This window comes from Bacillus cereus group sp. MYBK220-1, assembly GCF_051916445.1.
Taxonomy (GTDB): Bacteria; Bacillota; Bacilli; order Bacillales; family Bacillaceae_G; genus Bacillus_A; species Bacillus_A cereus.
In genome coordinates this window covers 76,088-90,643 of record NZ_JBQAGQ010000005.1, presented here as the reverse complement: position 1 = coordinate 90,643, position 14,556 = coordinate 76,088, and the positions used below count along the sequence as shown (strand labels likewise).

Below are 14,556 nucleotides of genomic sequence, written 5' to 3'. Positions count from 1 at the left end.
AAAAAACCTTCCAGGAATACATTCGTATTACAAATTAGCGTATATGTTTTATACACTTCCTTGTAATGAATCGTAAACCCGAAAGGTTTGTGGTTATTTAGGAATGATTAAAAAGGAAAAATTTTCTTGAACTTATTATATAATAAGTTCATTTCTATTTCAAACGAAATAAACTAAAAATTCATTCTTTTACGAAGGAGATTTGATTTCTATATTAAAAGACACCCATATTCAATTGAGTGTCTTTACAAAGTTATTTAACTTGTTTTTGTAGAATTCCCTCTAATTCTCGCACAGTCTCGGAAAATTCATCAATTCTTATCGTGCACATTTCGATAGTTTTTTCAGTATCGATAACTTCCCACACAGGATGAATAACTTCTCCCTCCTGTTTCGGATACAGCAATATACACCTTTGAACTTCCTTATAAGCAGTTACATACGCATACATTTGATAAATGTCGCTCTGTACATAACTACTTCTTCCATTATTTGTTGCACTTTTCCACTTCGTATCCATGATTATCACATTATTAATCACAAAATCTGGTTTTAATAAAATGTTCTGGCGTCCACTCTTCTTATTACGTAATAGCCTCTTTTCTGCATGTTGACTGATTATTTTATTATTACCAATAGTCTCTTGTAGTGCTACTTCAATATATTTTTCAAACAACATATTCATTTGAAATAAGAAAGAGAACGATGATGCTCCTCGTCCTTTACTATAAATCGTTGCCCGCTCAACAATTAGCTTAGCAAATAAAGCAGCTTGACGAAAACGTTCATTCTGTCGATTAAATGTAATACTTTTTAATTCCTTCTCTGTGAAATGTACTACATCCACAGGTTCTAAGTAGCCTAAACAGCGCTCAAGATAAAGTTTTAAAGTATTTATTTTGGTATGTTTTTTTACAATGAGCAATGCACATTTAAAGAGCTGATTTAAAGAGTTATTTTCCGTATATTCATCAAATGCACAATATGCTTTTGTTTTTTGAAATACATTCTTATAAATGTGTTTACTAAGCTCGAGTTTGCCACGCAGTGTATTTAAATTTTCTTCATGACGTTCGTATGTTTTAAAAGTCCCTTTTCTGAGTTCATTTAGCAAACGAGTAAGAAATGTAGCAAGAAATGCCGTAAGCAGTTCTCCTCTATCCTCACCATTTAGCACTTCCTCATAAAATGAAACCGGCAAAAACCCTGTAATTGAAAGCATTCCTAGCAATGCCTTTCGATCGTCAGTAGGTGTGAGTTTTAATTTAGGAATAATTTCGTACCTCACATCACAACATTGTATCACTCCAACATAATTAATAAAGCGAAGTCGTTTATACTTTTGATCAATCACCTGTTCATTAGGATATTTTTCTTCAATATACCGTATAAGCTCATCAAATTGTTCTAATGTAACGTCATTTTCTGTAATCCAGTCATACGCCTCACGCACTATAATTGTCGTATTCATAAATCGCTATTAGCTCTTGTGCTGTTAATTTTCGTTTTACTCGGTACAACGCAGGAATATAAATAGATGGCTTTTGTTTAAACAGTTCCTTTACATTAACTTCTTCTTTATAAACAATATATTGATCTTCCTTTGAACTCCCTATTCCACCCAAAACAAGACTGATTTTTTCCCAATCATCATAAAAATACTCTTGTAAAAGTGGAATGATTTTCGTTTGAAAAATAGCTATAACTTCACTATCCGTTTTCGCGTTTATAAAATACGCATGCCCAATCATATGATCACGATCATATAGCACTTCAATCCGCTTATTAATAACAGAAAGCATTTCAGCAAGATCAATTTCATCACCAATCGATTCAAGAAGATCCGTATTTGGCATGATTTCTTCAAACACAAAGCGGCGACGTAACGCTGTATCAAGCAAAGCTATAGAGCGGTCAGCCGTATTCATTGTCCCAATTACATATAGATTGGGTGGTAACGTAAACTTCTCTTTTGAATAAGGTAATTCAACAATCAATTCATTACTTTGTGTTAAACGCTTATCCTCTTCCAATAACGTTAACAGCTCACCAAAAATCTTAGAAATATTACCTCGGTTCATTTCATCAATAATTACAACATGTTTTTTCGCATTCGAATAATCAAACGAACTGTTTTCCAACAATGCCTTTTGAATAATTGCCTTTTTCTCTTCTACTTCAACTTCAATTTTTTCTTCGTCTTCTACTGTATCTTCCATTTTTTCTAATATCCAATTTAGTACAGACCAATATCTCGTCTGATTACAACCACCAATCGCCTCACGAACAAACATAATATTATTCTTCCAATCAATATCATGCTCCTGAACATATCGATACAAGCTTAGTAAACGATTCTTTGAAACTATTGAACTAGTTTTTACATCTTCACTCGTTACAACGATATTATTTTGCTCTGATATATATGAAATGAAATTTGTCGTTCCTGTTTTTGATTCAAATTGAATATTATTCTTCAATCCGTTTTCAACCAGGTAATCATAAAGTTGCTCAAAACGAACTTCATTCGAAAAGTCCTGACTTGTACTTTGAATTCCTTCATACATAGCTTCAAGCGCTGCTTTTTTCAAAATACCATCCGTTGGCACAAAATTCCCTTTTCCATCAGATTTCAAGCCTTCTATAAAATCTTCATATCCATAGGACTGATGGAATGTCACGAGATGAATATTCCCATCTTTAGTGAAACGTGAAAACTCTTGTTGTAATGCTTCTCGTCCATCTACTTTCAGTTCCTCATATGTTCTTTTATCAATCAATTCAAGAGCACGTTCAACGATTTGATATGTTTTCCCTGTTCCAGGTGGACCAAAAAAGACATAGTTTCTTGGATCTGTATCTAATACTTCGATAGATTCTTGGGGCGTATTACTTGTTTCCTTTCCCTGCATAAATACTAAGTTAATGACATTTTTATTTTTCACTTCATTTAATGTACTACGATATCCTCCATAACCTATGAACTCTCTCTCTTCAATATTAATCCACTCAACAGGAAGTAGATGTCCGTACTCTTCAGAGAATTCATAACCATCAATAGTATCTTTGGTAATTTTCCCAACAGCACTAACTCGTAACACTGATCTTGTCTTCCCATCAACCTTACGAGTAAATGATGTTTTTAAAGCAACAAGGTCTCCTTCTTTCATTTTAAAAAATTGCTTTAACGCTTTTTGTCCTGCTGATGTTTCTTCCTTCTCATCAATGATATCCTCAATATTTTCTTCTTCTAAAAGAGAGGATAAATTTTCACGTAAAAAGCCTATCGCTATACAGTTGTTTTTCAACAAATAATCTTGGATGGAACGATCTTTTCCATAAGTATGTCCAGCTAGCCAATAGTTTGTATTCTTATCAAGCGATTTATCTCGTTCTGAAAATGTATCCCAGATAAATCTTGAAATTTTTTCATTAGACCAACCTAAAAAAACATCGTCTCTCTTAATAGCATGCAACACTGCATGATTCAACTCAATTGCATTCTGAGGAGTAAGCAATTCATCTTTTATATGTAATTCCTTCCCAAGCTCAATCAATATTGGTGGTGAATAAATATTAAAAAATTTCTCTGGAACATAAATATTTAAAATTTTTAGCAGCACCATATTATAAATTGGTAAATTCAATTTAAGAATTTCAGAGATGCGGCCTTCCTTTGCAAGTCGTATTGCCTCACAAATCCCTTCTTTTAGGACTCTAAATTCTTCTTGTAACTGTTCATCTTTTAATACCACTTTTTGTTTACCATAACTTTTACAGTACTCACCAGTTTTAGCAAGATAAATACCGAATTTAGCAGAATTGGCTCCGCCAATACCGCCTAAAATATTTTTTCGCTCGAGCCAGTAATTGAAACAATCTTTTGTTTTAGTATTTGCATATTCTTCTATGGTGAGATTTCTTAAGGATTCTAATGGAAAACGTTTTACGAATTCTTGGCGCCCTGATTCTTTTTCAGCAAGCAATGAAATATCGGGTTCAAATTGAGTAGCTTTTTGGGTTACGGTTTGAAGCTTCACTTTGGAAATTACCCCCATTTAATTTTATAGATTAATTATAGAATATGAGGAGAAAAGAAGGAAGTAATTGGGTGCAGATTAATAGATTTCGTGGATTAGGTTTGAAAATTGAAAAGTAGTTACTTCCCATAACTTAGCTATGAGAGCGCCACTTTGACAGGGTGGAGGTCGTGAGTTCGAGCCTCTCCGGGGTCATATTTGTAAATGAGACCATATTTTACAAGGGATTATAAGCGTTAAGGTTTTATCCTTTGCACACCAAAAATCACCCTAGTGTTGCGGTCATTTACTTTTTAGGATGCAGGTCATTCACGTCTTCTTATACGGTAAACCAAATTACCGATATAAGGAGGCGTTTTATTTTGTCCAGAACAGGTAAAAGAGGTAGGGCAAAGTTAGGTCGTACAAGCTTTGAGTTTAAACAAGTTAAAACTTACACATTCCAAGAGTTATTTAACATTTATATGTTTGCAAAAGAAGCAGAAGGACTTGCAAGAAGAACCCTCGAAAATAAGAAAGGATATTTCTTAGTATTTCACCGATATTTAGAAGAACATCATGAAGATGTAACACCTAATACACTCAATACAAATACCATTAGAGAGTTTTTATATTACTTAAAGAATGATCACGTTAAGCATAAAAATAACCATTGCGTTAAGGAAAAATATAAATCCGTTGGTGTTTCAGTTTCTTATATAAATACTATCATGAAACATATGAGAGCATTCTACAACTTCCTCGTTGAAGAGGAGTATGTACAATTAAATCCTTTTACAAAAATTAAGTCATTAAAAGAAGCACAAGATAATATTGAAGCATTGTCTGTTGACCAATTGAAAATCTTACTTAAACAACCAGATCAACGAACGTATGCAGGATTTAGAGATTATGTATTAATGATGTTGCTTGCTGATACAGGTATGCGGATTAGTGAAGCGTTAAATCTTCAACAAGAGGATATTGATTTTAAAACGAATGTGATTGAGTTAAAAGGTACTAGCACAAAAAAACGTAAAACTCGATATGTACCTATTTCCCAAAAGACTAGTAAGCTACTGCGGGAATTACTAGTTGAAATTGAGGAATTTGATACCCTGCATATATTTGCTACTGTTTATGGAAATACCATTGATCCTGCACGTTTTAGACAGAGATTAAAAATGTATGGCGATAATGCAGGAATTAAGGGAGTAAGAGTCTCTCCTCACACTTTCAGGCATACTTTTGCAAAGTATTATTTGCTTAATAATGGCGATGTGATGACTCTACAAAAGATTTTGGGGCATTCATCAATTGAGATGGTTAGGAAATATGTCAATATGACCAGTAAGGATATTGTAGCTCAACATAATAGGCACAGTCCAATTAATAACTTATAAAAAAAAAAGAGCGAACAGAACATTCACTCCTTTTTTAGTCATTATTGCATATAAAGGAGAAAAGCTTAACTGTCACTTTATACATTAATGAAACACCAATATACTAATTTTCTATAGAAGGTTCAAGAGCAGAAGAGCTTATATATCCTGTATAAGCTCTTCTGCTTCAATCATGCTAATTTCTTTTAATAATTTATCATCATCACTTAACCAACCTATCAAATATGGTTCTAATGCTTTCGTATATTCATCGTATCCACATGTAATAATTATTTGACAATCTTTGTTTTTAAATTCATCAAAATAACTAAATAGTTTTATCAATTTATTTATTTCAATTCCTTCATCTTTCATAGTATCAATAATCAACAATTTCGGGAAATTTATTTTTATTTCGTCATTAAGAGACATTTTCAACATTGTTAAGTAATAAAATAACCTCTTAGGAACATTAAAGCTTTGATGTTTATATTCCCCTAATAGAGGCATATAGTTTCTATCCAATTTAATTTCATAATCTTTATGTTCATTATTATAAAATTCATACAAGTATTCACTATATATTGCTTCAAAATTCTCTATATTATTCTGTAAATCGTTATCCTTTTGTTCTTGAAGTTGAGCTAATTTCTCCCTGTTCATCTTTATCTCTTTTTCCAATTTATTAATATTACCTTCTGACTTTCTTATCTCTTCACTTTTCTCAACCAGTAATTTAAGTTGTGCTTCCTTTTCTTTAAAATCTATTATTTTACTTGTGATTTCATCAATTGTGCTTGCATTGGAATTATATCGTAGATCTTGAGTGATTCTCTTAATTTCCTCCATATTCCTTTTTAATTCATCTTTAGTGTTAGTTAGTTTATACTCCAATGCACTATATTCATCCTTGTAGTCATTAATAGCTTCATTTATAGTTTCTAGAGTCTTTATCTTTGATTTCATTATCTCGATATATTCCATATCAGAATAAATGAACCTTGTAAAATCTAGAAATTTATCAGATCCACAAATACAATGCCCTGCCTCTAAATTTATGGGCTCTAAACAAAATGGGCATTTATCCTCACTAATAATATCTATATATTGAGAAGTGAATAATATTTTGTCTATATGCTCAATATCATTTTTAGTATCTTCTCCTACCCTTTTTGCTTTTATTAGGTTTTCTTCCACTTTATCTAAATCAAACTCTATATTTTTGATTTTATGTGTCAACGCTACTAAATCTTTCTGCAATTCTGTAAGCCGATTTACTCCTTCTACACCAAAACTCCCCTCTTCTTTTAATCCTTCTCTTATGCTTTCTAGCCTGATTCTCTTCTTTCTTATCTCAATCAAATTCTCTTTAAAATCCTCATTATCTGTATAAATAATTTGTTTTAAAATATTTTGTTTTACAATTTCAAGAGATTTCTTATTTTCTTTTTCTTCTTGTAACCTGGTATTTAAATTTTTGATTTTATAATATGTTGAGTAGTATTCTTCAAAATATCCTGACATTAATAGTTCAAATATACTCCTCTTCATAATGTTACTATTTTTGTAAAAATCAGAAGATTTAATTCCAAATTCATTTATTATTTTTCTATTGTCCGTAATTTGATCATAATAAACATACCTCATCAAGTCTTCAAAGTTGATCCTATGAGTGCTGGAGTTTTGAGTAATTTCAATTACATCTATCCCTAACTTAGCAAGAATCCAATCTGAAAAAGTTTCTCCCTCTTTCTTATACAAATATCCGTTTCTTATCAAACTATATGTTACAAATGTTCCTTGCTTTTTATCATGTACAGTAATCATATTTTGGCCTATAGTTCTTTTTAATACATATTGTTCGTTTTCGATACTTATATCAAGCTCAACATAATTATCGCTATCCCTTACTATTTCATTTATTGGTTCATTACTATTTCCTTGAAAATATTCAACATTTATACCCAACCCATAGACAATTAAGTATGTAAAAGTAGATTTTCCATTTTCGTTATCCCCTACTAAAATATTTATTCCCTTATGGAATTTGTCGTTCTTATAGTAATATTGTTCCCCTTTGTAATAAATTGAATTTATACTTAGTTTTCCCATATGGCTACTCCATTTCTTTTAAAGAAATTATCTACAAACGTCATATAATTTAAGATACTGATCCGATTAATATTATTTTTCACTTTTCCTATTCGTTCTATCTCTCTACTGAATCTATTATCCCTTACTAACATTGCACAATTCTCTATTTTATTTAGATATATGTTTGTTTTATTAGTGTCATTTACTAACGTGATAATTTCTTTCCTCTCTAAGATCATTAATACATATCTAATTAAGATTATGTTTTCAATAGATTCATAATATAACCTATTTATGACATTTCTAATGGTCTTATTTGGAGTATTTTTTCCTTTATAGTAGTCTAAGAAAATTGTAGTTAATTTATCATCAGAGATTATTGGTATTAAAAACACTAACTTTCTATAATCTTTAAATTGCTTTTTCTTATTAACACAGTTTAAATGATATAAGATTAAAATTATATTGTATGTTATAAAATATAAATCTTCACTTCTACTATACGTTAGTCTTTTTTTATCAAATTGTTTATTCATATATTACTCCTCATCAAAAGAATAGAAACATTCATCTATTAACAAGAGAACCATTTTTTCTACTGTAATGTCATTTTTTACCCCATAATCGTAGTCCTGTTTTAAAGTAGTTATATCTTCTATTACCTTTTTCTTTAATTCATTAATTATAGAATTTAATTCCTCGAATGCGTAAGATTCCTTATACTTAAATATTTCATCAAAGTATCTTTCCATACTCTCATACACACGAAATCGTAAAGCATATATTTGCCGTTTATCATACTTTTTTAATTCTTCTCTTACCGTAGTAGCTTCCCTGTTATATCTTATCATTGTACTTTTTTTAAATTCATCACAAACTGCCTCTATTTTATCCCTTAAATTTCGGATTTTTTTATCATCACCTAGTTCTTTAGCTACTTCTATCCAATATTTATGCAAGTCATCAATCTTTAGATTGTTTTCCCTGCTCCCTACCTCATGGAATATAATTCTGACAGTATCAATATTCATGATTTTCTGTAATAGATGTTTTTCCGCCATTCTTTCATCAATTTTTTCTAGTAAATAGCTTTTAATTTGCTGTTCCTTATTTACATGTTCTAAAGCGTATAATTCACATTCCTTAATTTCCTTGTCCAATTCTTCAGTTAGTTTCTCTAAATTATCTTGACCAAATTGAAACGTTGTTCGTTTAAGAAATTTTATCCACTTTTCTTTATCCATATTGATAATTTTTTCATAAAATCCTTTGTATGTTTTTAGATCATTCGCATCAATACTATATTGTTCTTGATAGCACTCTATAATTACTTTGGATACAAACTCTATTACCCTATCATTCAAATCATATTCAATTAAATATTCCAAGACGGGTTTTTCCAATGGTTCGAGGTTTAACCTTTCCAATAAATTACTTTTTCTTTCTCTACTGTATTTTACATTTGTATGAAATATGTAATTTATATGAAGGTCTTCATCTAAATCAAAATAATTATCTAGAAAATTCACTATAGATTTTTGTATCTCCTCACTATTTAACGTAAAGTTACTGCTGTATTCTTTATTTTGCTCCAGCATCGGTTTTCCATCTTTATCAATTAAATAGCCATCATCTCTGTATTCTGGAATAGCAATTATATTTGCTTTACGATCATCCTTTATGAGCTCTAACATTTTCTTCGCAAGCCTTAATTTCTGATATCTAAACCCTTTATATTTATCACTTGCATCTCTGTTAATTAATTCCATAAACTATTCCCTTCCACGTTACATAGGATAAATACCTTTCATTATAGATTATATAAAAAATAGTGGGTTTTTTGTTAATTTTTTCTTATGGAGTATTAATATAAACTTATCATTGATAAGTAAAGCTCAAGTTTAGATGTGGGTTTCACTCTAACTCATCCCTCTTTTTCTATACGATAATTCACACGTAAAAACGGTATCTACTAACATTATTTTCTTACAATCCATACGGTGGTAACGATTTTCACTCTGATTGCACGGATATCAGTGCTACTACCTCACTTAACATACGCAGTGTTATATTTGGTTGAAAATACCCCCCTATATAAAAAGAAGACACCCTTAAAAAGTGCCTACAATTCCCTTTCTATTACCTTTTCCAAAACAATCCGTTTCTTAAACCCACCTCGTTCTTCCTTCTTACTTACCTTAAAACTTTTCACCTTATCCATATTAAGGTTAAATGCCTTTGCTAGCCATCAATTACTTCTAATATATCAGCTAACTCCTCTTCTATCGGTATTACAACTAGTTATTTAAAATCCTATTCTCAAGTACCTTAGATGCTAAAAACCTTATTAAGGCAACCTCTTTATCTAGGACTGCATCATTCAAATTTGGAATAAAGTTGGCATCCTTAGGGGCTTCTTTTGAATGAACTAATGAACACCTGATAAAGTAAACACGTTTTGCAAGCTGTTCTATTAAATCTTCTCCCAAATTAATTGTTACCATAGACGAATACTTATCGTTTGATGTTGTATAGTATCTGTTCTCATCATTAGAATGGAACCATCCTCTAATCTCATCCTCGTTTAACGCTGTATTTAGGATATAATTTACTAAATCTAATTCCTTTATAGATGCTAGTTTAATTTGCTTCCTCGCTCTGATAAAGTAGAACTCTATAACCTGATAATAAGCCAAATATTTATGTCGTCCTATTGAAGTATAATTGGCAAAATTAAAATACTGTAGAGGAGTTCTTTCATAATTATTGTCTTCACTTACCTCTAAGGAATATTGATTAGAAAGTCCTACAGTTTTTTGAAAACTGTCAAATTTTGCTCTTTTGAAATTTAAACCTAACTTTACTGAACAATCGTATAATATTTTTTCTACTAACTCTTCCAGTTCATTAATATCTTCAAGATTATCAGACTTCCAAATTTGTAAAGTGAAATCTTGGTCATTATTCCTTGTATGACTTATTCCTCCAAAATCATCTTGAAAGATATATTCATCATAAAAACTGTGCCAGAACAAATCACTCATAGTCCCAATATTTCCAATCACTTCTCCGCCACATGAGATATAGATATTTCCTTTTTCTACGTAGTCAAAACCTTTAATTAAACATTTGTTTGTATAATAGTCAGAAGGCTCAATTAATATTTCATGAAAGTTTGCCACAGAAGCTATGAAAGAACTAGCACGAAAATAACAATTTATCATAAATTGGTTCATGGGTTTAATAAGTGTATCAAAAAAATATCCCTTCTCACCATCCCATCCCCTAGAAGCTAAGGATTTAACTAGTTGAACGTGTTGCCTTAGTACAGTGTCTAAATCCTCATGGCTTCCCTTTATCACCGAAAACACATAATCGACATATCTCTGTTCATCCCAAGCTAATACCCAATCTCGTAGCTTGTTATCATCAATATTTCTATGCCCATATAAACCAATCATAAACATCCCCCTCTAAAGAATACAGCCATAATCATCCCAAATTTTTATATGTTCTACGGGATAGTATCGAGTATAGTAATCATACTACTAATTATCCCATTTGACACAAATAAAAGGATAGTCTGTCAACCGACTATCCTTACTGATTCATATTCTTTTATGATCTTGTAAAAGGAGTTCTTCTTAAGCTCTAACATTCCCATAAATTCAACATCTGTAATCTCTTTGCTTTTCCATTTTAAATAGTTTTGTTCAAGTAGTTGACGTTGATGCTTCGATATACTACTTAGATTTATTTGAGACCTACTCAGATGTTTAGATTGCATTCCTTTTTCTCACCATTGCAGATTTCTAAATTTCCCCTAAGAGTGTAGGAGCAGATGTGCTTATACACCGTTCAATATATAAATCATTTAAAAAGGTAATATGTAGCCCCCATGTCTCTTTTTCTCGATAGGTAATTCACCTTGGATATATTTTCATTCCACATTGCTTTTCTGTTCCCTTACCGCTCTATAAAGAGTTGCTCTGCTTATCTTGGTTATTTCTTCTATCTCTTTAACCGTCATCTGATTGGTTGCCCTATTGTAGAATAACTCAAGAGCATACTGTAAACCTCTGTTATTCTCTGTATACTTCTTAGGTCTTCCCTTATAGACACCTCTTTTCTTAGCTTCTTCAATGCCCTCTAATTGTCTTTCCTTAATCATATCAGCTTCAAATTCGGCTATACCAGATAGGACAGTAATCATTAACTTACCAATCGCTGTACTTGTATCAATCTTATCTCCACCCATATTCAAGACAATAAGAGAAACACCTTTGCTGTTTAAGTATTCAATGGTGTTTAAAGCATCTTTTGTACTTCTGGCAAACCTATCTAACTTCGTAACAGTAATAGTGTCACCTTCTTGTACTGTCTCAAGAAGTAGATTGAACTGTTCTCTATCTTCTTTCTTCCACTGACCTTCTCTTTAAAGATAGTTTCACATCCTGCTTCTTGCAGTTGTTTAATTTGTACACTTAAATTTTGATTTGCTGATGACACACGACCATAACCATATTTCATATAAATTTCACCCTTTTATTTTGATACATGCATATGATGCATTTGTAATCCAAGTATCTCAAGCACTTAATAATGTATCAATAAGGTGTACTCAAATGATACATTATATAACCGTTACTTTGAAACTAAAATCTCAATAACAGTGAAACTTATATATATTAACTTTTTTATGTTAAAATTATCCTAAAAGTATACATAGGAGCGTAATAACATGACACTAAACGAAGAAATTGTTTTACAAAATAAATTACTAATTAGGCACGATTTAATTGAGGAAGGACTAACATTGACTGAAAGAGAATCAGTGATTTACGGACGAAAAAGATGCGATATTTTATTTAAAGATAGGGACGGAAGAAACCTTTATATCGAAGTAAAAGAAGTTGCAGATGACAAAGCCATTGAACAAATTCTAGGGTACAGAACACTAGTTGAAGAGAATAATTCAAGGTTTATGTTGATTGCAAATTACCCAATAAATGTTACTTATCAATTAAAATTACAGGAACTACAAATAGAGTATATGAGTATAAATAAAAACGAAATTCAAGTACAGTTAAAGAATATCGTTGAAATAACAAAGGGAAATTCTATTTATAGAACTAAAGAAAATATTATAAAGAAACTAAACAAGCAGGGCACTATTGCAGATGATATTTACGAGTACATAGCTAACAACTTACATACTTTAGACACCCCTATTATCTGTAATATCTCGGATGGAATTATGTTTCAATTAGTAAAATGTAACGAGAAATTTTTATCTATATCCACCATTGGAAACCGCCTGTTATTTCATTTTCCTAATGGACATCGTGACAGTATATACACCAAATATAAAATTACAATTCCAGAACTATACCATTACAAAGATAAATATTCTGATAATTTCCATAAGGATACATATAAAGACAAAGAGCCTAATCAAATTGATATTAAGTTGAAGTATGTTACGAGTCTAGAGTATATCAAACCACTTATTGATGAAACATTTAAACAGGCATTAATGAGTCATCAGCCACACTTCTAAACAGAATAAAAAATAAGTACACAGATCCCTAGCTATATCTTCATATAAAATAGGAAACTATGTACCAGTTTAATGTTTGAGGTATTTACTATTGATTTTTTACCAAGGACTGTAGGAGCAGGTTTGTTTATACACTATTCACTATATAAATCATTTAAAAAGGTGATAAGCCCCTGTCAAAGCTCTAACCAAAAAATGTTTATAAAGGTATACTCCATTTTACAAACATTTATAAAGTCACACATCCTCTTTACAATCAACAAAAAACCCAGTTTGATAACGCCTGAAAAGTATACCTTTGCAAACTATTAGGTAAACCTTTTTGTATTAAACATAATCTTGTATGGAACATTATTCTATCCCCCATTTTCATACAACCATAATATTGTTTTTTGATGAGTAACCTATCCACAATTACGAAAACGTAATACTATTCTTTAATTTTTGGACTTTTCAACTTCACTTCATCATAACCTCTTACTATTTTATCACTTAATTCTCTAACTTCTTTTGGATATGTCATAAGAGAACCTTTTGGAGAAGTTGATAAATCTACAAAACTCTTAAAATCTTGAAATAAGTGAATTAATACTTCATAAGATTCTTTGTATTCCTTTGGTGGATTGGATAATTTTTCTAATTGACTTTTAGCTAAGTTAACACCATCCTCTGTTTTTTTGATGCTTCCCTTTTGTTCAAAATGTTTCCTAAGAATACTGAGTGCCTCATTAAAATCTTTCGGAGACACTCCATTTATTATATAAGTAGGCTCATAAACTGCATTTCTCCAAACACTTGCATACTCATTTGCCATACCTTCTGCAAAAGCACTAGTAGTTATAATAGTTTTTAGTATATCGTCTAAATTTTCATCATATTCCTTTAAACGTTGTTTTTCTTTCTCTATCGCTTCCATTCTAGCTTTTTCTTTCTTCATTTCTACGTAATTTACCCCTACGTACACCACAGTAACCAAACCAATTAGTACACTAATAAGAATTACCCAAAAATTCTTCCTCTTTATTAAAGTTTGTAATTGCATACTCCAATCCTCCCTAATCACATTTTTATACTTTAATAGGTATAATTAATATTTGAGGATAAATAACTTAATGAAATATTAAATGACATCCTTAACTTTCATTTCAAATATGTAATAACTAATCAAATGTAATATTTATAGTATATTTGATTGAATAAACAATATCAATTTCAAAATATTACGGCACTTCACACTAAAGCCTCTCAATTGACAGGATTTTCATTAGAATGACACGTAATAAATTTTTAACATAAGTAAAAGCACTGTATATAAAAACTTCTTTTACCTAAATGTATTTTCTAGATTCAACCATATATAAAAAATTCTCTTAATGACTGAGGACTTTTTGATTTTAATAATAATTGATATTTATACGTAAAATTATGTTAATTTAGGGGATAATCCTGATTTTCAATGGAAGGAAAAAGAACTCATAAAGAAAAAAGTACACCACTATAT

General features: G+C 30.7%; 10 protein-coding genes and 1 pseudogene. 2 read left to right on the top strand and 9 right to left on the bottom strand.

What is annotated here, in order from left to right; translation table 11 throughout:
• Window positions 1-253 precede the first annotated feature (253 nt).
• Both ACTFRU_RS21040 and ACTFRU_RS21035 read right to left on the bottom strand, forming a co-directional pair.
• Window positions 254-1,471 (bottom strand): McrC family protein, encoded by a 1,218-nt coding sequence (locus tag ACTFRU_RS21040; RefSeq protein ID WP_440037820.1) that lies wholly within the window; start codon window positions 1,469-1,471, stop codon window positions 254-256.
• Complete coding sequence (locus ACTFRU_RS21035) at window positions 1,446-4,058, bottom strand: McrB family protein (RefSeq protein WP_440037819.1); 2,613 nt, start codon at window positions 4,056-4,058, stop codon at window positions 1,446-1,448. The genes ACTFRU_RS21040 and ACTFRU_RS21035 overlap by 26 nt, the downstream gene beginning before the upstream one ends.
• 344 nt (window positions 4,059-4,402) lie before the next feature.
• On the opposite strand from ACTFRU_RS21035, the gene ACTFRU_RS21030 reads away from it, so the two are divergent.
• Window positions 4,403-5,422, top strand: a complete 1,020-nt coding sequence (locus ACTFRU_RS21030) for a tyrosine-type recombinase/integrase (protein ID WP_440037818.1) — start codon at window positions 4,403-4,405, stop codon at window positions 5,420-5,422.
• A gap of 138 nt (window positions 5,423-5,560) precedes the next feature.
• Here the strand turns inward: ACTFRU_RS21030 and ACTFRU_RS21025 are convergent, their stop codons facing one another.
• From ACTFRU_RS21025 to ACTFRU_RS21000, 6 genes and pseudogenes are all read right to left on the bottom strand, one after another.
• Window positions 5,561-7,513 (bottom strand): hypothetical protein, encoded by a 1,953-nt coding sequence (locus ACTFRU_RS21025; RefSeq protein ID WP_440037817.1) that lies wholly within the window; start codon window positions 7,511-7,513, stop codon window positions 5,561-5,563.
• The gene (locus tag ACTFRU_RS21020) at window positions 7,501-8,031 is read right to left on the bottom strand and encodes a hypothetical protein (RefSeq protein WP_098687556.1); all 531 of its coding nucleotides are present in this window, start codon (window positions 8,029-8,031) and stop codon (window positions 7,501-7,503) included. The genes ACTFRU_RS21025 and ACTFRU_RS21020 overlap by 13 nt, the downstream gene beginning before the upstream one ends.
• Window positions 8,032-8,034: 3 nt before the next feature.
• Window positions 8,035-9,264: a hypothetical protein gene (locus ACTFRU_RS21015; protein WP_098687555.1), complete on the bottom strand. Its 1,230-nt coding sequence runs from the start codon at window positions 9,262-9,264 to the stop codon at window positions 8,035-8,037.
• 528 nt (window positions 9,265-9,792) lie between these two features.
• Window positions 9,793-10,956: a hypothetical protein gene (locus ACTFRU_RS21010; RefSeq protein WP_098687554.1), complete on the bottom strand. Its 1,164-nt coding sequence runs from the start codon at window positions 10,954-10,956 to the stop codon at window positions 9,793-9,795.
• A 479-nt stretch (window positions 10,957-11,435) separates the two neighbouring features.
• Window positions 11,436-11,666, bottom strand: coding sequence for a helix-turn-helix domain-containing protein (locus ACTFRU_RS21005; RefSeq protein ID WP_440037859.1), 231 nt, complete (start codon window positions 11,664-11,666; stop codon window positions 11,436-11,438).
• Between the two features lie 6 nt (window positions 11,667-11,672).
• Window positions 11,673-12,025: pseudogene (locus ACTFRU_RS21000) on the bottom strand (recombinase family protein); the annotation flags it as partial.
• A gap of 211 nt (window positions 12,026-12,236) precedes the next feature.
• On the opposite strand from ACTFRU_RS21000, the gene ACTFRU_RS20995 reads away from it, so the two are divergent.
• Complete coding sequence (locus ACTFRU_RS20995; protein WP_440037816.1) at window positions 12,237-13,055, top strand: DUF1411 domain-containing protein; 819 nt, start codon at window positions 12,237-12,239, stop codon at window positions 13,053-13,055.
• Between the two features lie 430 nt (window positions 13,056-13,485).
• On the opposite strand, the gene ACTFRU_RS20990 is transcribed toward ACTFRU_RS20995, so the two are convergent.
• Window positions 13,486-14,097 carry a hypothetical protein gene (locus tag ACTFRU_RS20990; RefSeq protein ID WP_440037815.1) on the bottom strand — a complete coding sequence of 204 codons (612 nt, stop codon included), beginning with the start codon at window positions 14,095-14,097 and terminating at the stop codon, window positions 13,486-13,488.
• Window positions 14,098-14,556: the final 459 nt, after the last annotated feature.